Annotated in this window: 18 protein-coding genes and 2 tRNA genes; 5 read left to right on the top strand and 15 right to left on the bottom strand. The window is 40.3% G+C overall.

Translation table 11 applies throughout. The features are described 5' to 3' along the window. The 10 genes from MM214_RS06425 to MM214_RS06470 all read right to left on the bottom strand — a co-directional run bounded on the left by MM214_RS06425 (position 1) and on the right by MM214_RS06470 (position 9,152). Complete coding sequence (locus MM214_RS06425; RefSeq protein WP_241293405.1) at positions 1-2,256, bottom strand: TonB-dependent receptor; 2,256 nt, start codon at positions 2,254-2,256, stop codon at positions 1-3. A gap of 49 nt (positions 2,257-2,305) precedes the next feature. Further along, on the bottom strand, positions 2,306-3,349 hold the full coding sequence (locus MM214_RS06430) for a hemin-degrading factor (RefSeq protein WP_241293408.1): 1,044 nt from the start codon (positions 3,347-3,349) through the stop codon (positions 2,306-2,308). Between the two features lie 4 nt (positions 3,350-3,353). Further along, positions 3,354-4,157: a heme ABC transporter ATP-binding protein gene (locus tag MM214_RS06435; protein ID WP_241293411.1), complete on the bottom strand. Its 804-nt coding sequence runs from the start codon at positions 4,155-4,157 to the stop codon at positions 3,354-3,356. 1 nt (position 4,158) lies between these two features. Then, a complete protein-coding gene (locus MM214_RS06440; protein ID WP_241293414.1) occupies positions 4,159-5,229 on the bottom strand; it encodes a FecCD family ABC transporter permease in 1,071 nt (356 codons plus the stop codon). Next, complete coding sequence (locus MM214_RS06445) at positions 5,226-6,080, bottom strand: heme/hemin ABC transporter substrate-binding protein (protein WP_241293417.1); 855 nt, start codon at positions 6,078-6,080, stop codon at positions 5,226-5,228. Before MM214_RS06445 ends, MM214_RS06440 begins: the two co-directional genes overlap by 4 nt. Positions 6,081-6,312: 232 nt before the next feature. Next, complete coding sequence (locus tag MM214_RS06450; RefSeq protein ID WP_241293420.1) at positions 6,313-7,086, bottom strand: sulfite exporter TauE/SafE family protein; 774 nt, start codon at positions 7,084-7,086, stop codon at positions 6,313-6,315. Between the two features lie 51 nt (positions 7,087-7,137). After that, the gene (locus MM214_RS06455) at positions 7,138-7,560 is read right to left on the bottom strand and encodes a DoxX family protein (RefSeq protein ID WP_241293423.1); all 423 of its coding nucleotides are present in this window, start codon (positions 7,558-7,560) and stop codon (positions 7,138-7,140) included. Positions 7,561-7,756: 196 nt separating this feature from the next. Then, positions 7,757-7,903 (bottom strand): energy transducer TonB, encoded by a 147-nt coding sequence (locus MM214_RS06460; protein ID WP_241293426.1) that lies wholly within the window; start codon positions 7,901-7,903, stop codon positions 7,757-7,759. 2 nt (positions 7,904-7,905) lie between these two features. Further along, positions 7,906-8,496, bottom strand: a complete 591-nt coding sequence (locus MM214_RS06465) for a hypothetical protein (protein WP_241293428.1) — start codon at positions 8,494-8,496, stop codon at positions 7,906-7,908. Positions 8,497-8,618: 122 nt separating this feature from the next. Further along, a complete protein-coding gene (locus MM214_RS06470) occupies positions 8,619-9,152 on the bottom strand; it encodes an RNA methyltransferase (RefSeq protein WP_241293430.1) in 534 nt (177 codons plus the stop codon). 84 nt (positions 9,153-9,236) lie between these two features. Between MM214_RS06470 and mutS the strand changes: the two genes are divergently transcribed. From mutS to MM214_RS06495, 5 genes are all read left to right on the top strand, one after another. Continuing rightward, positions 9,237-11,849: a DNA mismatch repair protein MutS gene (gene mutS / locus MM214_RS06475; RefSeq protein WP_241293433.1), complete on the top strand. Its 2,613-nt coding sequence runs from the start codon at positions 9,237-9,239 to the stop codon at positions 11,847-11,849. A 60-nt stretch (positions 11,850-11,909) separates the two neighbouring features. Then, positions 11,910-12,713, top strand: a complete 804-nt coding sequence (locus tag MM214_RS06480; RefSeq protein WP_241293436.1) for a LuxR C-terminal-related transcriptional regulator — start codon at positions 11,910-11,912, stop codon at positions 12,711-12,713. Positions 12,714-12,855: 142 nt separating this feature from the next. Beyond that, positions 12,856-12,928, top strand: a tRNA-Gly gene (locus tag MM214_RS06485). Positions 12,929-12,992: 64 nt separating this feature from the next. Further along, positions 12,993-13,076: transfer RNA gene (locus tag MM214_RS06490), tRNA-Leu, on the top strand. A 43-nt stretch (positions 13,077-13,119) separates the two neighbouring features. Next, positions 13,120-13,356: a GIY-YIG nuclease family protein gene (locus tag MM214_RS06495; protein ID WP_241293439.1), complete on the top strand. Its 237-nt coding sequence runs from the start codon at positions 13,120-13,122 to the stop codon at positions 13,354-13,356. Positions 13,357-13,886: 530 nt separating this feature from the next. Here MM214_RS06495 and recG read toward each other — a convergent pair. The 5 genes from recG to secA form a co-directional block, all read right to left on the bottom strand. Next, the gene (recG, locus tag MM214_RS06500; protein ID WP_241293441.1) at positions 13,887-15,980 is read right to left on the bottom strand and encodes an ATP-dependent DNA helicase RecG; all 2,094 of its coding nucleotides are present in this window, start codon (positions 15,978-15,980) and stop codon (positions 13,887-13,889) included. Between the two features lie 203 nt (positions 15,981-16,183). After that, positions 16,184-16,960 carry a S1/P1 nuclease gene (locus MM214_RS06505; protein WP_241293444.1) on the bottom strand — a complete coding sequence of 259 codons (777 nt, stop codon included), beginning with the start codon at positions 16,958-16,960 and terminating at the stop codon, positions 16,184-16,186. A gap of 573 nt (positions 16,961-17,533) precedes the next feature. Then, on the bottom strand, positions 17,534-18,721 hold the full coding sequence (locus tag MM214_RS06510) for a M20 metallopeptidase family protein (RefSeq protein ID WP_241293969.1): 1,188 nt from the start codon (positions 18,719-18,721) through the stop codon (positions 17,534-17,536). Then, a complete protein-coding gene (locus MM214_RS06515; protein ID WP_241293447.1) occupies positions 18,702-19,253 on the bottom strand; it encodes a hypothetical protein in 552 nt (183 codons plus the stop codon). Before MM214_RS06515 ends, MM214_RS06510 begins: the two co-directional genes overlap by 20 nt. Positions 19,254-19,264: 11 nt before the next feature. Next, positions 19,265-22,642: a preprotein translocase subunit SecA gene (secA, locus tag MM214_RS06520; RefSeq protein WP_241293450.1), complete on the bottom strand. Its 3,378-nt coding sequence runs from the start codon at positions 22,640-22,642 to the stop codon at positions 19,265-19,267. Between the last annotated feature and the right edge of the window lie 85 nt (positions 22,643-22,727).

Here is a 22,727-nt window from a genome sequence, read left to right on the forward strand (position 1 = left end):
TTATTTAAATAGTTGGTAATTAATTCCTATGAAATATGATCGGCCATAGCCTATGGGCCTACTTGCTCCCCCCGAATGTGCACTTCCATCTCCAAGACTACTTTGGACATTTCTGACATCAAGAAGATTCCTCGCTCCAAAAGTCAAGTCCATGTTTCCAAACAAGGTCTTTTTCATCGTCAGGTCCATCCAATGAAATCCATCTAACTGGACTGGACGAAATCCATCAGCGGCGTTGGAATCAGCTACAAAAGCTGGTAATGCACCAGTCCATTTATAGAACAGATTCAAATGGCTATCAACAAAGGGAAGGTAAACACCTATGTTTGCATTGAGCTCAGTAGTCCAAAGCAAGGAGGCTAAGTCTGGATGCTCACTACTAATCTGATTATACCTTCCAATCCTTGATATGCCGAAGTCCATGCTATGTTTATTCAGGATCAACTTGTTTCTGAACATGGCACCTCCAGTTCGGAAATTTTCCAAGTTGAACAAAGATGTCAGCCTAGGATCATCAGGTGAAATACCATAAGTAATCTGATTGTCGATATCATTATAGAATGAATTGATAGTGGACTCAAGTTTGATATTTCTACCCATGCTGTTCAGCCATGAAAGCGAGGCTTGGTAGCTATGAGATGTCTCTGCTTGCAAGTCAGGATTGCCAACAATCGCATGGCTAGCATCAAAAAAATCAAAGTACAACTCTCTAATAGAAGGAGCTCTAAAGCCTCTTGCATACCCAAACTTCAAAGCAAGTGACTCACTTAAATCCCATCGACCATTGATTGAGGGTATCAGTGGTGGCGCCTCATAAGCGGAATTGTACGTCCTTCTTACACCAGGCCTAAGACTAAAAGAATCTGTAGGTTTCCATTCTCCACTTATGAAAAATGCCAAATCATTAATCCCTTCATTGGAAGATATCCGCTCTCCTGAGCCTACTTCTTGATTGAAATCTACACCCACTGTCCACGCCAAGCGCTTGTGCATATCCCATATTGAAGTCAGCCTCACATTGAGTCCATTGTAATTTAACACTGCTTGACTACCTGGAGCATTGGAAAGTCCCGTCTCCCCAGTACGCACATTGGTATAAGTTGTAATAGTGTTTCTTTGATAGTCTGTATACCCTGCTTGAACCGCTGCCTTTAATTTCTGATTCAAAGCATAGCTACCGGTCAACCTGTGCATGATTCTTCTTGTGACAAACTCACTATCCACGGTCTCAACTCTATTTTCTGGTCCAAAGCTGCTTATGGATTCATTCAAATAATCAATTCCGTAAGACAGATCTATGCCCTCACTTCCAAAATTGAGTTGAGCCATTCCTAAGTTTTGGGTTTTGGGTAACCAAGAGTACTGTCTACCTTCAAAATCACCTTTCCATCCACCAAAATCATTTTGTGTCCATCCTGCCGAAACACTGAAGTTTTGGTCTATTCGGTATTGACCTTGTACACTTCGAATATGGTTTCCACTCCCGGTTAGTGGCTGATAGCTCTGACCTACAGTCTCCTCTTGAACGCGAGCGTTTAGCAATAGCTTGGAATCTCCTGGACGCTTTGTGATGATATTGATTACACCTGCTAGTGCATCTGCACCATAAACCACAGACATGGGCCCTTCTACGATCTCTATGCGCTCGATTTGATTGATATCTATCTGATTGATATTGATCTCATTGTTCACTCCTTGTCTTCCGACCATAGGTACACCATCTATCAGAATTTTGACATTCTGGCCAGAAAGCCCCAGCATTTCTAGGTTACTGCTTCCGAGCGCATTGTCTTGACTGAACCTGATCCCCAGCTCTGTGTTGAGCACTTCTTGAAGATTGCTAGCCGCCCTATTTTGAATGATTTCCTTAGAGATTGTTCTGACTTGATACACCGATTGCCGAGCACTCTGTGGGTCAATGTTACCTGTCACAACTACTTCATCAAGATGGTGAACCAGTGGTGTCAGTTTGACTGTCAAGTCTACATGATTGCTTAAGGTGATCACTTTAGCCTCGTAACCTATAGCGGTGACCTTAATCTTAGATTGATTCAAATGATCTGGAAGCTCGAAGTGGCCATTTTCATCTGCCAATACACCTTTACCATCACCCCATTGAATGGCTGCGTATGGTATAGCTTGCCCTTTTTCATCTCTCACCTGCCCTTTGACACCTGCCATTGCATTACTAAAAGTCAAGCAAAAACAAATGCAAGTGAGGAATACCGAATATTTATTAAGATCAATTCTAAACATAGGTTTAAATTTTTTTCAGGTAGGGTTAAATTCCCTACCTGCTATGCAATCAAAGACTATCTATTAAGGCTTTCCAATCGGAAAGCTGGGGCAAACCAGGCTTACGCAGGCCAAAGAACTGAGCAATCATTTCACCTTCTTTATCAAAAAGTTCCAGAGAAGATACGACACCATCTTCGGTATTTTTGTGAACCACAAAAGCATGTGCTATCTGATTTTCATCAAGATGCATGTTGAATTGCGGATCTAGGACATTCAACCAGTTCCCCATTTGCTTGATAGTCCTCACTTTTCCTTGATGAATTTGGATATTCCCCTTATTTCCAGCAAAAATCATGATTGGTAATTGAGCTGATGAAGCTGTTTCCAAAATTCGTCTTGCTGCTAATCGGTCTACTTCATAAGCCCACTTGTCATCAATCCACTTCACAGCATCCATTCGGTGAACTTTGTATTTTCTTAGCATTCCAAAGAAATCATGCGTATCCTTCATCTCTTCCCAGTCTTTAGTAAATGCTTCCAAGTCTATCTTTTCCGCATAGCTTGGCTTTGCGAACTGCTCTATTTCCAAATTAGCATCCTGATCAGCTGATTTATATGCCTCAACTAGTTCATTGAAAACTTCAACTTTTGAATCATCCTGCACATAAATTTTCATGATCGCTGTACCAGATTTGTCAAAAAACTGAATGCTACGCATCACTCCTCTAGGGGTATCATTCACGACCGCAAAACCAAACTTCCAGGCAGAGAAGAATACCCTTTGTTCTATTGGACCTATTACGGTGGCCATTTGATGTGCTGGACTACCTTCAATGCTGATTTTTTGAAAATTTCCTTTGTGCTCAAGTACACAGCCATCATTTCTGGTAAGTGCCATTACTTTGCCTAGTTTCTTTAGCTCTACCAATAGTGATGTCCAGTCATCTTTCAATCTGGTAACAGACTCACCAACTTGAGTAGCCAAAAGTTCAGCCTCAGATACTGCAAGCTGTACAGCAGCATCTCGAATCCTAAGATTTGGTTGCTCAGACTTCAGTTTTCCCCACGCATCTTTCAATGCTATTTCTCGACTTGATAGTGTAGTTTCCATTGTATTAAAGTGCTTTATTGATTCTTTGATTGATATGGTGAATAGGAAGACTATGGACTAGCAGTCCTAAGCCTTGGTGGTGTTTCTCTACATGTATTGGATAGCCATAGAGGCTTTCCAAGTTTTGATTTGTGAAGACTTCGGATACATGGCCATTGGCCATCACCTCGCCCTGCTTCATCATGATCACTTGATCGGCATAATTGGCTACCAGACTCAAGTCATGCAAAACCATCAAAATGCCTATATTTCTTTGCTTCAACTCATTCATAAAATCTAATACCAAGTGCTGTAAAGCCACGTCCATACTGGAAACAGGCTCATCCAGTAGAATAAATCGAGGAAAGGCCTGTTTCTTCCAAACTTGTACCAGTACCCTTGCAAGCTGTACACGTTGCTTCTCTCCTCCTGATAGCATATTGTAAGCTTGAGCTCTCAGGTGCCATACTTGGAGTTTTTCCATTACAGCTTGGATATCTCGATCTGAAATGGCTGCAGGATCATTGATCATTCCTAAGGCGACGATTTCCCATGAAGAAAATGGGAAAGACACTTCGCTGTGTTGCGGCATCACTGCACGGACTTTTGCCAGTTGATTACTTTTGAAACCAGCTATATGCTTTCCGTTGTATGAAATTTCGCCACGATTACAGGTCAAGTCACCAGATAATAACTTAAATAGCGTAGACTTACCAGCACCGTTTGGTCCAATGATCGCTGTCAGCTCTCCAGGAGCTACTACAATATTGACCTCACCAATGATTGGTCTTTCGCTGATACAGAAATGAATGTTTCTTCCTTGCAACATGTCAGAGCTTGATTTTTTTGAGATTGACAATAAGATAGATGAAGAATGGAGCTCCAAGTAAGGCTGTAATAATCCCGATAGGGAGTTCTGCTGGTCTGACTATATTTCTAGCCAGCAAATCCGCAGCTGACAAAAGTATCGCTCCTAGCAAAAATGATCCTGATAGTACCAAGCGATGATCCGCACCAAATCCCAATCGAATCAAATGAGGGACCACCAATCCTACAAATCCAATCGTGCCACTAAGTGAAACTGCCGTACCGACAATCATCGCCGCAGATAAGAATAGGACATATTTTACATATTGAATATTCACACCCATGTGAAACGCTTCTCTTTCTCCCAAAGCCATGGCATTGAGCTGCGGATAAAGTCTAATCACCATCACAGAGGCAGGAATCATCAAAACGGCAGCTGTTAGCAATTTCACCCAACTACTACCACCAAGATCTCCTAAACTCCAAAAGGTGAAATTCCTCAATGCTGCGTCATCAGCATAAAACAGCACCAAACCGATCAGAGCACCCATAAGCGCATTGATCGCAACTCCAGCAAGGATCAATACTGACACATCAGTCTTTCCTGTATGGCTTGCAATACGATATACTATCAAAGTCACCATCAGCCCACCACAAAATGCAAATAGCGGAAGTCCAATGAGTGAAAGTAAAGGTGTCATGCTCAAAACTTTTGCTCCAAATACAATAAATACTACTGCAAAAAAAGCTCCTCCAGTGCTGACACCTATCAATCCCGGCTCAACAAGAGGATTTCTAAATAGTCCCTGCAAAGCTGCGCCTGCTAAACCCAAGCCTCCTCCGATGATAATTCCCATGAGAACTCGGGGCATCCTGATACCTAACAGCACTTGAGAGGCTGCACCTGATCCTTCATAAGTACCAAAACCTAATTTCCCGGCTATTATCCCCAATACTTCACTCATGGAAATATGAAAGGCTCCAATGGATAGGGACAAAAGGAAAAGAGCAATCAGGATCAAGCTCAAGCCAGATAAAACAAGGTGTTGCACCTTTCTTTTTGTCAAAAAGATATCGGCATGAATCACACTCATTTGCTATATACTTCTTTTGCGATTTCTAATGCTACCTCACCCACTCTAGGGCCAAAACCTGAAAGCAAGAGACCATCATAAGTCAATATCTGATCTTTTTGGAATGCTGTGGTTTGATCTAAGCCCTTGATTTTTGAAAGTCCATCTTTTCCACCTAGAGAAGCTATACCAGAATCAAACATCAATACATAATCAGGATTATACTTGACCAAAGCCTCTGGGGTCAGAGGAATGAAATCTTTGAAACCTAATGTGGGATTTGACAATCCTGATAAACTTATCAAGTTCGTGGCAAAGGTCTCTTCCCCTGCAACAAAAACCATATCCTCACCTCTAGCCATTAAAAAGAGCATACTAGGTCTTTCGGCTGGCAATATTTCTGACTTGTACTCATCCAGCGTTTTCAAATCCGCTTTCACTTTATCTATCAATGCTAAACCTTTTTCTTTTACCTGGAGAAAATCAGCGAGCTCAGCGATAAGACTGATCGTCCCAGAAGTAGTCTGTGGCTTCTCGAATATCCTTACTTCGATCCCTGTGCTTTGCAATTGCGCTATCACTTCAGGTAATAAATAATCCTTCTCGATCAAAATCACTTCAGGATTCAGTGACAGGATGCCTTCTGATTTGATCTGATTTCGATAGCCTATTGAGGGTAATTTTTGTAATGAAGCAGGAAAAGTGGAAGTAATATCTGTAGCAATGATCAGATCCTCAAAACCTAAAGCTGTCACAATTTCTGAAATTGTTCCACCTGCGGTGATGATCCTTAGCTCCGAGGAAGCTTGCTGTTCTTTTGGTGAAGAACATGCTACCAAAAACAAGAGTACAATAATTAACTTCGCTTTCATTTATTTAGATCAATTTTAAATAACATCACAAATGTCATATTATTTAGATTAAATCCAAATTAAAATTGATAGATTTTTTCTATCATATCTATAAGTTTATTAAATGTTTATAAAAAAGCATCGAAAAAATGTAGTAAATAAGAAAGCTATAAGCACACTCTCGACGGTCATTATCATAGAGTCAGATCAATTTAGTTCGTGTTGGGAACTTCAAGGTTATAAAAATCTATATTTAAATCCACCCTGCTCCCAAAGCAACAGAGATCAAAATCAACATGAGGGCTACTGTCACTTGAAGAAACTTGAGGGTCACTTTTTTCAAAAGCTTATTGCCCAAATATGCCCCTGCAATCCCAGAAAGTGTTGCGATAATGACCAATGCAAGATTATCACTTAAATCCGAGCTTACAAATCTTGTCGCATACACGCTCAACCGGGTAAAATCCACGAAAGTCGATACTACCACAGCAGTTCCGATAAAAGCTTCTTTGGACAGACCGGCTTTAATCAGAAAAGCAGAGCGCAGAGCACCCTGATTTCCAGATAGTCCTCCGAAAAATCCACTCAATGCACCACCTATGGGGAGTTTTTCTTTTCCGAATTGTAGGTTTTGAAAATAGGGGATCAAGTCCATCAATGCAAAAATGATCAGTAATATGGAGATGACGAATTTCACAGGCTCGACTATAAAAGTTCGGTCAAACATTTCATAAATGAATAACGGTTCCAATTCAGTGATATTCAACAGCGTCCATGAACCTACAAAGGCCGCAACCACCGCAGGGATTCCAAATTGGATCAAGACTGCTTTTTCTGCATTATTACCTACCAGAATTAGTTTGAATATATTGTTGAAAAAATGAACCACCCCAGTCAAGGCAATAGCTAGGCCTACTGGAAAGAAAACCATAAAAACTGGAGTCAGTATAGTACCCAACCCAAATCCTGAAAAGAAAGTCAGGATGGCTACCAAGAATGCAGTGATAGAAATGATGAGTATTTCCATGTTGCTTTTTTTAACCTTTGGGGGCTTTTATCAGACCCCGAAGGTTTTTCTTTAGACCTTTAAAACCCTATCCATCGACCACTTTCCTCCCCCACGGATAATCAGGTAAATACCTCCCAACAACATGCTCCAGTCTGTCCGACTGCCATGCATCATCGACCAAAAACCTTCGTTTTGCAAGACCTCGGACTTCGTTGTGGCTACAGCTACTATCATGATGATTAATGTGGGAATAGCGGCTAATCTCGTCCATAAACCCAGTAAAATCAAAATACCAGATACGATTTCAAATCCACCAACGAAGCTTCCCAAAAATTCTGGATTAGGTAAGCCAATTTTTTCAAACCTTCCTGCTCCTCTAATGGCTGGAAAAAGAAACTTTTGAATTCCTTCTGATAGAAACACAGCACCTACCATGAGCCTGATGATTATTGTAGTTTTTGAATTGTCAGTTTTAGAGAGTTTTTTAATCATAATTTTTGATCAAAGGTTTAAACCTGGAGATTTTAAAAAGCTCTTTTGATTCGAGTTTGTTTTTGATTGCTATGGGTGATGTCTGTGTCATGGCTTAACACAAAGCTGAGGCTTTGTTGCGTAATCGCAAACATACATTGGTAATAATGGTCACTTAAGGTGATGAAACATTCAGTATTTAAAATGTTTGAATAGCTTATCTCCCTAACTTAAATTTAATTGGTAAAGTCATCCCTGTGCGAACAGGCTCCCCATCATTGGTACTAGCTTTCCATGGGTAGGGACTTCTATAAAATACACGTAAGGCTTCATCTGCTAGCATCGGAAATGGTTCTGGGTTCATAATTATTTACCCTTTTTACTAGCCTTCGGCGGTTTACAAGTTTTGCAAAAATCCTTTAATGTCTCGATTTCGTCCAATACTTTTAGATGATAAGACAACAGCAATTCCTCATTGAGTCCAATATTAGTCTGTTCTGTCACTTCACCAATTTCTTCTGCCAATTCTTCCTGGGTTTTTTGAAACAATGGCTGGATAAATGAAATATCTGAAAAAACACCCTTTCCCTCAAGCATACGCTTTCTAAGTTTTCGGGCATGTAGCTCATGTAAGTCAAATTGGTATTGCGTAAACTTAATCAAAGCCTTTGCTTGCTGTTCATTTTCAGAGATTAGAATAGAGGATTTTGGATTAAATTTACATGTCACCTTATCATTAAAATTCTTTGTAAACATGAATTCATAATTGCTCATTTTGATGTCAAAGCCCAGGTTAATAGTCGGATGAATAAAGACTTTATCCCCTTCGACACTTGATCTCTTAGATTGAAAATCTTGCAGGCTAAGTGCTCGAGAAGCATCCCAGTCAAACTCATTTTGGGCATTGGTGATTATACTAAAATGCAATAACAGAACTAGCAAATAGGAAAACTTCATAAGCATATATTTAACTGGTGAAATATATCACTAAAGCACCTAATATCAATCTATGAACTAAATAATTTCCCACATAAAAAAGACAATTTTCTCCATCTTGTAATCAAAGAGAAAATTTTAGTCTACAACAGTTCCATTTTGCTCATAAAATCCCAAACTCCAATCCCCAAGGTTACAGATACATTCAGGGAGTGTTTGGTACCCAGTTGTGGTATCTCGATTATATGGTCAGAGGATGCAATCACTTCTTCTTCTACACCGAACACTTCATTCCCAAACACTAAGGCATATTTTTTACTTGGTAAAGCTCGAAACTCATGGAGTTTGACGCTTTTATCCACTTGTTCAAAACTACAGATTTCATAACCTTCTGATTTCAAAACCTCCAAGGCTTCGCTTGTCGTAGGAAAATATTGCCAATCCACTGACGCAGTAGCACCCAATGCTGTCTTTTCAATGTCCCGATGAGGTGGCCTTCCAGTGATTCCACAGAGGTAAAGCTTCTCTATCAAAAAGGCATCAGCTGTTCTAAAAGCAGAGCCTACATTATTCAAGCTCCGTATATTATCCAATACAATCACCAAGGGACTTTTTTTGACTTCCTTAAATTCATCTACCGAGAGCCTGTTGAGCTCTTCCATGCTTAATTTTTTCATTGGGCTTTGTTTAGCTTTCTTAATGTTATAATTTCAAGCTTTCAAGAGATCAAAATTAGCACAAAGATTTAATATAGGCAGAATATGGCCAAGACGAAGGCAAAAGAGGCAAAAGAAACTCCATTGATGAAGCAATACAATGCCATCAAAGCAAAGCATCCTGGAGCATTGTTACTTTTTAGAGTTGGTGATTTTTATGAAACTTTTGGAGAAGATGCTGTCACTGCAAGTCGGGTATTGGATATTGTACTCACCAAGCGTGCCAATGGTGCAGCCTCTCATATAGAACTTGCTGGATTTCCTCACCATTCACTTGACAGCTACCTTCCCAAGCTGGTAAGAGCTGGAAATCGCGTGGCTATTTGTGATCAGCTCGAAGATCCCAAAGAAGTCAAAGGAATAGTAAAAAGAGGTGTCACTGAACTTGTCACACCTGGTCTTTCTTTCAACGACAATGTACTTGACAAAAGAAGAAACAACTACCTCGCCTCTATTTACTTTGGAAAAGACACTTCTGGGGTAGCTTTCCTTGACCTTTCCACAGGTGAATTCATGTGTGCAGAGGGTTCACAAGCATATATCGAAAAACTACTTCAAAGCTTCAGCCCATCAGAAGTTATTTATTCAAAAGCTTCAAAAGCTAAAGCATCAGAAATACTCAAAGATAACTTTGCTACTTTTCATTGTGAAGACTGGGTGTATCAGTATGATTACACCTATGAAAAACTTACTTCACATTTTCAGACCAAAAATCTAAAAGGTTTTGGGATAGAAAATCTTGAATTTGGGATAGTGGCAGCTGGCGCCATTCTTTATTATCTAGAAGAGACAGAACACAAAGATGTCAAGCATATTTCCCAAATTTCAAGAATAGCAGAGGAAAAATATGTATGGCTTGATAAGTTCACTATCAGAAACCTAGAGCTGGTCTATCCCCAGCAAGAGGGTGGAATTCCGCTGATCAGCATACTAGACCAAACGGTAACGCCGATGGGGTCGAGAATGATGAAAAAGTGGCTGGTTCTCCCACTAAAAGAAAAAGAGCCTATTGAAGAGCGGCTTAAGATTGTAGAATATTTCTTTGAGGCAAATGAGCTTTCAGAAGAATTGCTGACTCATCTGAAACAAATAGGAGACCTAGAGCGGCTCATCTCCAAAGTAGCTGTAGGTAGAATCAACCCTAGGGAAATGAATCAGCTTAAAAAAGCACTTAAAAATACTTTGCCGATTAAGGATTCATTGAAAAATGTAGACAATGATTCATTGAAGAAAATTGCTGATCAAATCAATTCCTGCGAATTTCTACTCCAAAAAATAGAAAAGGAACTTCAAGAAGATGCCCCAATGCTCACGCATCAAGGTAATATCATCAAAGATGGTGTAGATGCAGAACTCGACGAATATAGAGGATTAGCGAATACCGGGAAAGACTACCTCGTACAACTTCAGCAGCGTGAGACACAACGCACAGGAATTAGTTCACTAAAAATCGCTTTCAATAAAGTCTTTGGCTACTACCTTGAAGTGACAAATTCCCACAAAGACAAGGTCCCTCAAGATTGGATCAGGAAGCAAACTTTGGTCAATGCCGAGCGATACATTACTCCAGAACTTAAAGAATACGAAGAAAAGATTCTAAATGCTGAGGAAAGGATGATTGCTATAGAGCAGCGCTACTTTTTGGCATTGGTACAGGATGCATCAGAATATGTGAGTCAGATTCAGCAAAATGCAAGGATTCTCGCAACTATAGATAGCTTACTTTCATTCGCCAATGTGGCGAAAACGAATAAATATGCAAGGCCGAAAATCTCTGATACAGATGCCCTAGAAATCAAAGATGGAAGACATCCAGTTATCGAAAAACAACTTCCGGTAGGTGAGGCTTATGTGCCAAACGACATCTACCTGGACAATGAGTCACAGCAGATCATCATCATCACAGGACCAAACATGGCTGGTAAGTCTGCTCTCTTGAGACAAACAGCATTAATAGTGCTAATGGCACAGATGGGTAGCTTCGTGCCTGCATCATATGCGAGGATAGGGCTGATCGATAAAGTGTTCACAAGAGTAGGAGCTTCCGACAACCTCTCAAAAGGAGAGTCTACCTTCATGGTAGAAATGACTGAGACAGCCAGTATCCTAAATAACCTATCAGATCGAAGCTTGGTATTGATGGATGAAATTGGACGAGGGACCTCCACCTATGATGGTATCTCGATAGCGTGGTCTATTGTGGAGTTTTTGCACAATCACCCAAAATCAAGAGCCAAAACACTCTTTGCAACTCACTACCATGAACTGAATCAGTTAGCCGAGGATTTTCCAAAAATTAAAAACTTCAATGTGTCTGTCAAAGAAGTTGGCAACAAGGTGATATTTATGAGAAAGCTCAAAGAAGGTGGAAGTGAGCATAGTTTTGGTATACATGTCGCCCAAATGGCAGGTATGCCTAACCCTATTGTCCTCAGAGCATCAGAGATCATGAGTCATTTGGAAAAAGACAAATCTTTACATGAACAAAAGGAAAAGATAAAAGAATTACCAAAAAACAACTATCAACTGAGCCTATTTGAGATTGATCCAAAATTCAAAGCTGCTCAAGAAATGCTAGACGCTATAGATATCAACACCATTTCTCCAGTAGAGGCACTTATCAAACTAAACGAAATCAAGAAAAAACTTGAAAATTAATTGTATTTCGGTTAATTTAGGTTTAGTTTGTATTAGATATTTCTTGGATAAATTAGATATATGGATAGTTTTTTACGTGACAAACTACGAAGCCAGGGGAAATTCTCTGACTTTTTTATTGAGTGGAAAGAAAGGGAGTTCACAGACACTGACATTGATGAAGATAAGTTACTGAAAGACTTAGAGATACTGAGTCAGCAGATCGGCATGAAGGAAGGCATCATCATTGGGTGTATTGATTATAGAGATTTAAGTCTAGCATTTTTCACGGATAATGTGGAGGACATCATGGGTTATCCAAGCTCTTTTTTTAAGAAAAAAGGAATGGAAGCCGTCTTGATGATGCTTCACCCTGATGATGTCCCAGAATTGGCCAAATTTCAAAAAATTGTATTCGATCTGCTCCAAATATTAAGCAGGGAAGAGATGGATAGTTTTGAGTTCACCTATACCGTAAGATGGGTTCACAAGACCACCAAAGAGATAAAGTGGTTTACCTGCAAAGTGAGACCCTATCTCATAGACAGAAACAAAAATGTGGTTTTTGATCTTCATGTTCTTTTACTTCTTACTACCCCACCCCAGATCAATAGCTTTGACTGGAGCTACTCCTATACGACTAAGAGTGGAGAAAAAGTACATGCCACCAAGTATGAACCCAGAGCATTGAACTTTAGGCTTACGAAAAAAGAAAGACAGATTTCTAACATGATACTGGAAGGTAAAAACTCTCAAGAAATTGCTGATGAACTCAATATTGCCATCAATACAGTAAATACTCATAGAAAAAACATTTTAAAAAAACTGAATGCAAAGACAACAGCAGAAATGGTAAAAATTTTACTCAATACGAGGATGAAATAATGTGCTGAAAATCAATAAGAGAGCATATTTTTGAAAAAAAATGTGTAATTTTTTCTTTATACCTTTTGCAAATAAAGAAAACTGATATACCTTTGCACACACAAAAGACGGAGACAGCAGGTCAAAGTCAATACAACATCATGCGAGAGTAGCTCAGCTGGTAGAGCACGACCTTGCCAAGGTCGGGGTCGCGAGTTCGAATCTCGTCTCTCGCTCAAGAAGCCCTTGTACAAGGGCTTTGTTGTTTACAAGTAGCTAAGTCAAGTTTTACTTAGTGAAGCCGGGATGGTGGAATTGGTAGACACGCAAGACTTAAAATCTTGTGGCTTCACGGCCGTGCGGGTTCGATTCCCGCTCCTGGTACAGAACCTCGTAGAAATACGGGGTTTTTTTATTACATTATATTATGTTTTTTGTATACGCCATATCAAGTTCTACTAGAAAATATATCTATGTAGGACTAACTTCAGATCTTGATGAAAGAATTCATAGACATAATTCTGGATATGAAAAAACAACCAAACCATACTCCCCTTTTGATTTGATTTATGTTAAACAATTCGAAACTAGAATCGAAGCAAGACAATATGAAAAATATCTCAAATCTACATCTGGAAAACGATTTTTGTACAGCTTATTGTGATCTTGTGGCTTCACGGCCGTGCGGGCCTGTCTACCGCCAGGTAGATTCGATTCCCGCTCCTGGTACATAACCTCGTAGAAATACGGGGTTTTTTTATTATATCTCGCAAGGCTGTGTCTACTGATACTTTGGTAATTTTGGCCCACTTGGAGGTGTTAAGTTTTCCTTCAAAACCATCTAGAAGTTTGTTCATCATTAGTTTTTGGCGTTCATTGAGTGATTTGGTATTCAAAAAATTCCAATAATTTGCTTTATTAAGAACAGCGTTTAAAGTATCTTCTGCTTGAACTAATGCACGGTCAAGACAAGAAAAAACCTTGCACGAAACGCTATGAATACACGCTTTATTCACCGCAAGAGACCACTTATTGCGCTCATAAGATTTTCAAACTCAACCTTAGTAGAATCCATATATTACGAAGTATAAAGGAGGGGCATCATACATACTGTATCTCTGAAAACAGATCATTACTTCAAGCTTTTTATAAATAAAAAAAACCAAAGCACTGAAAAAGTAATGTAAGCCAACCTTATGAAATCCTACTCCAATTCATCTCGTGTTGCTTATGGGCTTTGATTTGTCTCAATACAAGCTCATTTTCTGGTAGACTTAGATTAGGATCTGATTGTATGAGATCTTGAGCGGCATCTCTTGCCATCGTCAATATCTGGGCATCCTTACTCAGGTCTGCAATCAACAAGTCTGCAACCCCACTCTGCTGCGTCCCCATCAAATCCCCAGGTCCTCGTAATTTCAAATCCACATCTGCTATCTCAAAACCATTGTTGGTCCTTACCATGGTATCTAGACGCACCCTACTATCTTTGGAGAGCTCGTATTTACTCATCAAAATACAATAAGACTGCTCTGCACCTCTTCCTACCCTACCTCTTAGCTGATGCAACTGAGAAAGTCCAAATCGCTCCGCATTCTCGATCACCATCACAGACGCATTTGGGACATTTACGCCTACTTCTATTACGGTGGTCGCCACCATGATTTTGGTTTCGCCTTTGACGAAGCGCTGCATTTCATAGTCCTTGTCTGCGGCTTTCATATCTCCATGGACTATGCTGATCGGATACTCAGGAAATGCCCTGCAAATACTCTCATAGCCATCCATAAGGTTTTTCAAATCTAAAGTCTCTGACTCTTGGATCAGGGGATACACAATATATACCTGCCTTCCTTCTAGGATTTGCTTTCTTATAAAACCAAAAACCTTCAACCTATCTTTGTCATACCGGTGAACCGTCTGAATGGGCTTCCGTCCCGCAGGCAGCTCGTCTATAACAGAGATATCCAAATCGCCATAAAGTGTCATTGCCAAAGTCCTTGGGATAGGGGTGGCTGTCATTACCAGTACATGTGGCAAGTATTGCTCATTCTTTGCCCATAATTTAGCTCGCTGTGCTACACCAAATCTGTGCTGCTCATCCACGATGGCCAAGCCTAAATTCTTGAACTGAACAATATCTTCTAGCAAGGCATGTGTCCCAATGATGATGTGCAAATCTCCCGAGCGTAGCATCTCGTGGATTACCTTTCTTGCAGACTTTTTGGTAGAGCCAGTAAGCAAGGCAATGTTCAAACCCATCATGTCAGCATATTCTTTCAGGCCTTCATAGTGCTGATTCGCTAATATTTCTGTAGGAGCCATCAAGCATGATTGAGCACCAGAACTTATCGCAATCAAAATACAAATAAACGCTACCATGGTCTTGCCACTACCTACATCCCCTTGAATCAGCCTGTTCATCTGCTTACCCGACTTCATGTCTGCAAATGATTCTCTTATTACACGCTTTTGTGCTTCAGTAAGCTCAAAGGGAATATAATCATTGTAAAACTTGACCAACAATTCGGTCTGATTTAGAATTTGCCCCTTAGATTTCTCTATCCTTGTCAATTTTAGCATGAGAAGCCGCAATTGGACAAAAAAGAACTCCTCAAACTTCAGTCTATACCTAGCCCTATTGAGGATATCAGGATTGTCAGGAAAATGAATCTGCTTCATGGCTTCACGCTTGGGAATTAAATTGAAGCGCTGTAAAACAGGTGCGGGTAGCGTCTCTTGGATGTGAGGAAATGCTGCAGAAACTAAGCCTTCCATGATTCGAGAGATACCCTTGGAATCTAGAAACTTAGCACGTAGCTTCTCTGTAGTAGAATATACTGGTTGGAAAGAACTCCGCTCTTCTTGAGCCTGAGTGAGTACATCCATCTCTGGGTGAGCCATACTGAATTTGCGTCCATATTTGGCAGGTTTCCCAAAAAACACAAACAAAGCTCCTGCAACCAGCCTTTTTTGAACCCATTGAATGCCTTTGAACCAAGTGAGCTCCATCTCTCCTGTATCATCAAAAACATGCGCAACTAATCGTTTTCTTCGACCATCACCAATCGTTTCGACACTTTGGATTTTCGCAATGATTTGGACATGCTCTAGGTCTTCATGCAAGTCTTTGATTTTGAAAAAATGCGTTCGATCTTCATACCGAAACGGATAGTGTTGCAATAGCTCACCATAAGTGAATATATTCAGTTCCTTATTGATCAATGCAGCCTTCTGTGGCCCCACTCCTTTGAGAAACTCAATTTTTGTATCAAAGAATCTGGTCAATGGCTATTTACATTAGATTTGAAAAATGCAAATTACGCTATCTCAAATGAAAAAACTAAATCGGGAAAGGTATAATACTATCCTCAACCCTCAATATTTCTTCAAAAACAAAAAACGCACCGATTTAAGTGCGTTTTCATCAATATCATTAAATAGCATGCTTAGTTTCATTGATCTTCTATCAACAAGTACTAAAGCATGTATCACCCATAAATCTCCTCCAATACCTGACCCAGCCTGATTCCGGCAGCGATCAGTCTTTCCTCTGTATGGTGGTAATGCTTGTAGATGTATTCATAGCCGATTCTGCCATTATCTGGGATATCGTACATCGCAGGTCTGATAGCCACGGCTTCTTTGAGCCATTCCGCAGGACCTTTGCTTGTATATTTTTTAATCAAATCAGCATTTATTCTTTTCTGAAGTTCTGTAGCTATTTCGGTAAAGCTCATTTTCTTTCCTTCTATAAGATCCGAATCCCATATCGCGTGGATATTGGTTTCTTTGTTGAAAAAACTAACCTTCACATCATTCCCTCCACGATCTCCGGGCTTGCCGACGTGAAAAGGCTGGTGTAAGTCACCGACTATGTGAATTAGCATACGCAACTGATCCCTTTCTTCTTCTGGGCTAAGTCCACCCTTCTTGAGAGAGGCTTTTAATCTACCAAAAGCCTCATAAGCATCACCGGCTTCCTCTTGCAAGGCTGGATCATATTCACCATCCACTGTCGTCACCCAATGCCACGTATAGGTATAGTCGTACTTCTTATCAGAGCGGATATTATCCATCCATACCCCCACACCCGAGATAGACTCCTTGTGCAGTACTTTTTCTACTTTCTCTACAGTAGCTGGATTCATTTGCCATTCTGCAAGCTTACCGATCACATAGTGTCCAATAGCCCCCCAAGCAAACGAACTCGTCTGAAAAGAAAAAACCATAAAAATGGCCAGCAACAGCTGCTTAATTGTTTTCATATATCTCAAATATTAATTTTTTCCCCAACAAGATTCCCAAATAATATCCCAAAGCAAATATCCAATATCAACCAATATCTAATATCCTTCACCCCAACCTATCTCCACCCTATCTCACAAAGTATATTTCAACCTTATTTCAACCCAATAATATCCCAAAGTCAATATCCAATATCAACCAATATCCAACACCCCAATCCTCCACCCCAACCTATCTCCACCCTATCTCACAAAGTATATTTCAACCCTATTTCAATCCAATAATATCCCAAAGTCAATATCCAATATCTAATATCCTTCACCACAACCTATTTCCACCCTATTTCACAAAGTATATTTCACCCTTATTTCAACCAAATAATATCACGAAGTAAATATCCAATATCAATCAATATCTAATATCCTCCACCCCAACCTATTTCCACCCTATCTCACAAAGTATATTTCAACCTTATTTCAACCCAATAATATCCCAAAGTCAATATCCAATATCAACCAATATCCAACACCCCAATCCTTCACTCCAACCTATTTCAACTTTATTTCACGAAGTATATTTCAACCCTATTTCCTTCAATACCCCAATTCATTCACCGCAATCCAAGCCATCAATCCAGCGCCAATTTCCATCGCATCTTCATCAATGTCAAATGTAGGTGTGTGAACCCCAGAGGTGATTCCTTTTGCTTCATTTCTAGTGCCTAGGCGATAGAAGCATCCGTCCATTTCTTGGGTGTAGTATGAAAAATCTTCTGCTGCCATCCAAATATCCAGAGACTCTACATTCTCTTCTCCTAAATAAGCTATAGCTGCCTCTTCTGCCCTAGAAGTGAGAGCTTCGGCGTTTTTGAGAAAAGGATAGCCTACTCTGATTTCAAAATCTACTTCACCACCCATACCTTCCACGATTCCTTTGGCTATGCTGGTCATATGCTGATGAGCCTTAGCTCTCCATACTTCATCCAACGTTCGAAAAGTGCCTTGAATTTTGACTTCATTCGGTATGATATTCGTCGCTCCCAAGGCCTCAATTCTACCAAATGAAAGCACCGAAGGGATTTTTGGAGAGGCATTTCGGCTCACTACTTGCTGTAAAGCGACTATCATGTGTGAAGCTATCAAAACGGGATCTACCAAGGTCTCTGGCATGGCTCCATGGCCCCCTTTTCCTTTAATAGTAATGTATAGCTCATCTGCGCTTGCCATGTACATTCCCTTGCGGAAACCAACTTTTCCAACAGGAATGAGTGGCATCACATGTTGTCCAATGATGCCTGTTGGTCTAGGATTTTCCAATGCTTTATCTTTGATCATCAAGGAAGCTCCTCCAGGAATCAATTCTTCTCCTGGTTGAAAAAGTAGTTTGACAGTACCCTCAAAATCGTCTTTTACTTCATGAAGGATCTTAGCTGCCCCCAAGAGAGAGGCAGTGTGCACATCATGCCCACAGGCATGCATCACACCTGGGTTTGTGGATTTGTAAGGAACCTCATTTTGCTCTATGATAGGAAGTGCGTCCATATCTCCACGGAGTGCAATGACTTTTTTATCAGGATTTCTGCCTTTGATCAATGCTACAATTCCTGTATTTGCTTTGACTTCAAAATCAGTGATTCCAAAACTTTTGAGTTGCTCCTGTACAAAAGCACATGTGTTATGCTCTTGAAACGATAACTCAGGATGGGCGTGCAAATGCCTTCTATTGGCAATGAATTCAGATTTATGTTGACTTGCGAGGGATTTAATTTTGTCCTTGATCATTATTGATTTTTTCATCAGTATTCACAAAGCCTTCCCTTTGAAATCTATCTTGGATGATTCTAGCCATTGGGAATACTTCTTTTAGTTTGTGATAATGTGATTGAGCCTCTATTCTATTGATAAATTTCCCAACTTTCACCAAGTACCTTGGCTGCTGGTATTGCATATCGGACTTGATATCAGGGAATTTGGTGTAGAGATCATTCCTCGTCTTGAAAGCTTGGTCTCTATCGACGCCACTGTATACCAATACGGTAAATCCAGAATAGTATTGCTCAGATTTATTGTCTTTGGCAAATTTTTGCAGTGCCTGATCTAGTTCATAATCTATAGAAGAGATATCTTTTGAGCTGCCTCCAGTAAGTTCATTGTTCCTGCTTGCTTCAGATAGATCAGGAAAAGTAATCCTAGATGAAGATAAGTCCTCATGGTAAGGGCTGTATTTACTAGCTTCGCCGCTTGACTTTTTGATAAGATTACAAGATCCCATGAATAAGATCAATAAAACACTACTAAAAACAATTCTTACCATGATTTTCAAATTTAACTTTCGATGATTACACATTTTCCTGAAGCCACATCCTGCTCTACACTTTTGTACTTCACATCCTTCTTGACTGTACCATCTGCATACTGAGCAGTCACTCTATCGTTACGCCCAAATACTTTGTCAGTTTTCCTAGGGGCAACTACCTGCTGTTCCGTTGATCTATTGACCGCTGCGGCAGCGGCTTGTCTGTTTGCTCCTGGATTTAGCGTGCTACCTACTTCTGCTTTTGAAGCTTGTACTTTCTCTTCTTGTTTTGGTGCTTGGGCGGCCTTGACTTGGCTAGGATCTTGTGTTGGAAGCTCCGCCTTGGCTAAGAAAGATATTACATCCTCATTGAGACGTCCTACGAACCTCTTGAACATTTCGAACGCTTCGAATTTATAAATTAAAAGCGGATCCTTTTGCTCATAGACAGCATTCTGAACAGATTGCTTCAAGTCATCCATATCTCTAAGATGCTCTTTCCAGTTTTGATCAATGATCGCCAAGGTTACATTTTTCTCAATGGCCCTGATTAGATCTCTTCCTTGATTGTTCACAGTAGATTCTAGGTTGACAACTACTCCGATCTGTTTGATAGAATCGGTGATTGGCACCATGATTTCCTTTACTGTGGCTCCTCTTTGTGCATAGACATCACTTAGAATTGGCAATGCTCTTTCTAAGATCCTATTGTTTTTGGAGACATAGTTTTGATAAGCTGCATCAAATAATTCCTGTGTCAATACAGAAGTATCTTTAGACTGAATGTCATTTGCAGACAAAGGATGATCTACTCCTAGAGAGCTGAAAATATTCATCCTCACATTTTCAGTATCATCGGTGGTTTTGGCCATCTGTACCAGATCAAAGCACACATCATACATGATATTGAGGATATCGAGCTCTAGCCTTTCACCCATTAGGGCATTTTTTCTTCTTTTATATACTACTTCCCTTTGGGAATTCATGACATCATCATACTCCAAGAGACGCTTACGCGTTCCAAAGTTGTTTTCTTCGACTTTGCGTTGAGCTCTTTCGATAGATTTTGAGATCATGGAGTGCTGGATCACTTCACCTTCTTCCAGCCCCATTCTATCCATCAGCTTAGCAATACGCTCCGAGCCAAACAGACGCATCAAGCTATCTTCCAATGATACAAAAAACTGGGATGAGCCCACATCTCCTTGACGACCAGACCTACCCCTTAGCTGACGATCCACCCTTCTTGACTCATGTCGCTCGGTACCAATGATTGCCAATCCACCTGCTGCTCTTGACTCAGCCGTAAGCTTGATATCTGTTCCTCTACCTGCCATGTTGGTAGCGATAGTGACTGTACCAGGCTTACCTGCTTCTGCCACCACATCAGCCTCTCTGGCATGTTGCTTAGCATTCAATACCTGATGATTGATCTTACGGATCGTAAGCATCCTACTCAATACCTCAGAGATTTCCACTGAAGTCGTACCCACAAGCACTGGTCTACCAGCATTGGTCAATTCTACAATTTCCTCAGCTACGGCATTGAATTTCTCTCTGACAGTCTTATATACTTTATCATCTCTGTCATTTCTGACTATTGGCTTGTTGGTCGGAATGACCACTACGTCCAATTTGTAGATTTCCCAGAACTCACCCGCTTCGGTCTCTGCAGTACCTGTCATACCCGACAGCTTGTGATACATCCTGAAATAATTCTGCAAAGTAATCGTCGCATAAGTTTGGGTGGCGTCTTCTACTTTTACATTTTCTTTGGCCTCGATCGCTTGGTGAAGTCCATCAGAATATCTTCTACCCTCCATCACACGACCTGTCTGCTCATCTACGATCTTCACCTTACCATCTACGAGGATATACTCGGTATCCTTTTCGAACATACAGTAAGCTTTCAGCAGCTGGTTTACAGTGTGAATTCTTTGTGCTTTTACTCCGTAGTCCTTGATGATTTCTTCTTTTCTGATCAACTTCTCTGTATCATCTAAATCGGGATTCTTCTCCATCTCGGCGATTTCTACACCGATGTCTGGTAGAATAAAGAAGTTTGGATTCTCATTTTTCTTAGTGATGACTTCTATACCATTATCCGTGAGCTCTACAGAATTGGTCTTCTCATCTATGGTAAACAAAAGTGGTTCATCTGCCTCAGGCATGTTCCTTTTGTTGTCTTGCAAATAATAATTCTCTGTTTTTTGCAAGACTACCCTGATACCTGGTTCTGAAAGGTACTTGATCAAAGGCTTGTACTTGGGCATACCTCTGTAAGCTCTAAAAAGTGCTAAGCCACCTTCTTTTTCATTTTTCTCAGCAATCAACTTTTTCGCTTCTGTCAAGTAGCTTTGAATCAACTTACGCTGCTCCTCCACCAAGGTGGAAACCCTTGGCTTCATTTCCATAAATTCATGCTGATCTCCTCTAGGTACTGGTCCTGAAATGATCAAAGGCGTCCTTGCATCATCAATCAATACAGAATCGACCTCATCTATCATCGCAAAGTGATGCTTTCCTTGTACAAGATCTCCGGCATCACGCGCCATATTATCCCTGAGGTAATCAAAGCCAAACTCATTATTTGTACCATATACGATATCACACTTGTAGGCTTTTCGTCTTCCCTGAGAGTTTGGCTGATATTTATCTATACAATCTACTGTCAAGCCATGAAACTCAAATAGAGGTGCATTCCACTCTGAATCCCTTTTGGCCAAGTAATCATTTACAGTGACTACATGGACACCTCTCCCTGCCAAGGCATTGAGGAAGGCTGGAAGTGTAGACACGAGTGTCTTACCTTCACCAGTAGCCATTTCGGCGATTTTCCCTTTGTGAAGCACCATACCACCGATTAGCTGCACATCATAGTGGACCATGTCCCACACTACTTCGTTGCCAGCGGCCATCCACTTGTTGTGCCAAATAGCATCTTCTCCAGCTAGTTCTACATTTGATTTTCTAGCTGACAGCTCTTTGTCGTACGCATTTGCTTTTACTTTGAGGCTTCCATTCTCTTTGAATCTTCTGGCTGTTTCTTTGACTACAGCAAATGCCAATGGCATTACTTTTTCCAAGACTACCTCAAGTGCTTCGTCTCTATCTTTTTCTATCTTGTCGATATCATTGTAAAGTGCATCTTTTTCGTGCACTTTTTCAGGTGCCAATGCTTCTATTTGAGACCTGATTGAAGTGATTTTATCATCATAAGATTTCAAGTCTTCGTTGATGATTCCTTTGATTTCAATGGTTTTTGCACGAAGCTGATCATCTGTCAATCCAGACAACTTTGCATATTCTTGATTGATCAAAGCGACCTTAGGTGTCAATTCCTTGATATCTCTATCTGATTTTGTTCCAAAAACTTTTGCCAGTCCTTTGGCTATGATATCTAACATATGTATTATTCTATATTGGGCTTTAAAATTACTTCGTTTTTATTACAATTGGAAATTAGAATGATATAGATCGTCTAATTATCAC

The organism is Belliella kenyensis, from assembly GCF_022549675.1.
Taxonomy (GTDB): domain Bacteria; phylum Bacteroidota; class Bacteroidia; order Cytophagales; family Cyclobacteriaceae; genus Belliella; species Belliella kenyensis.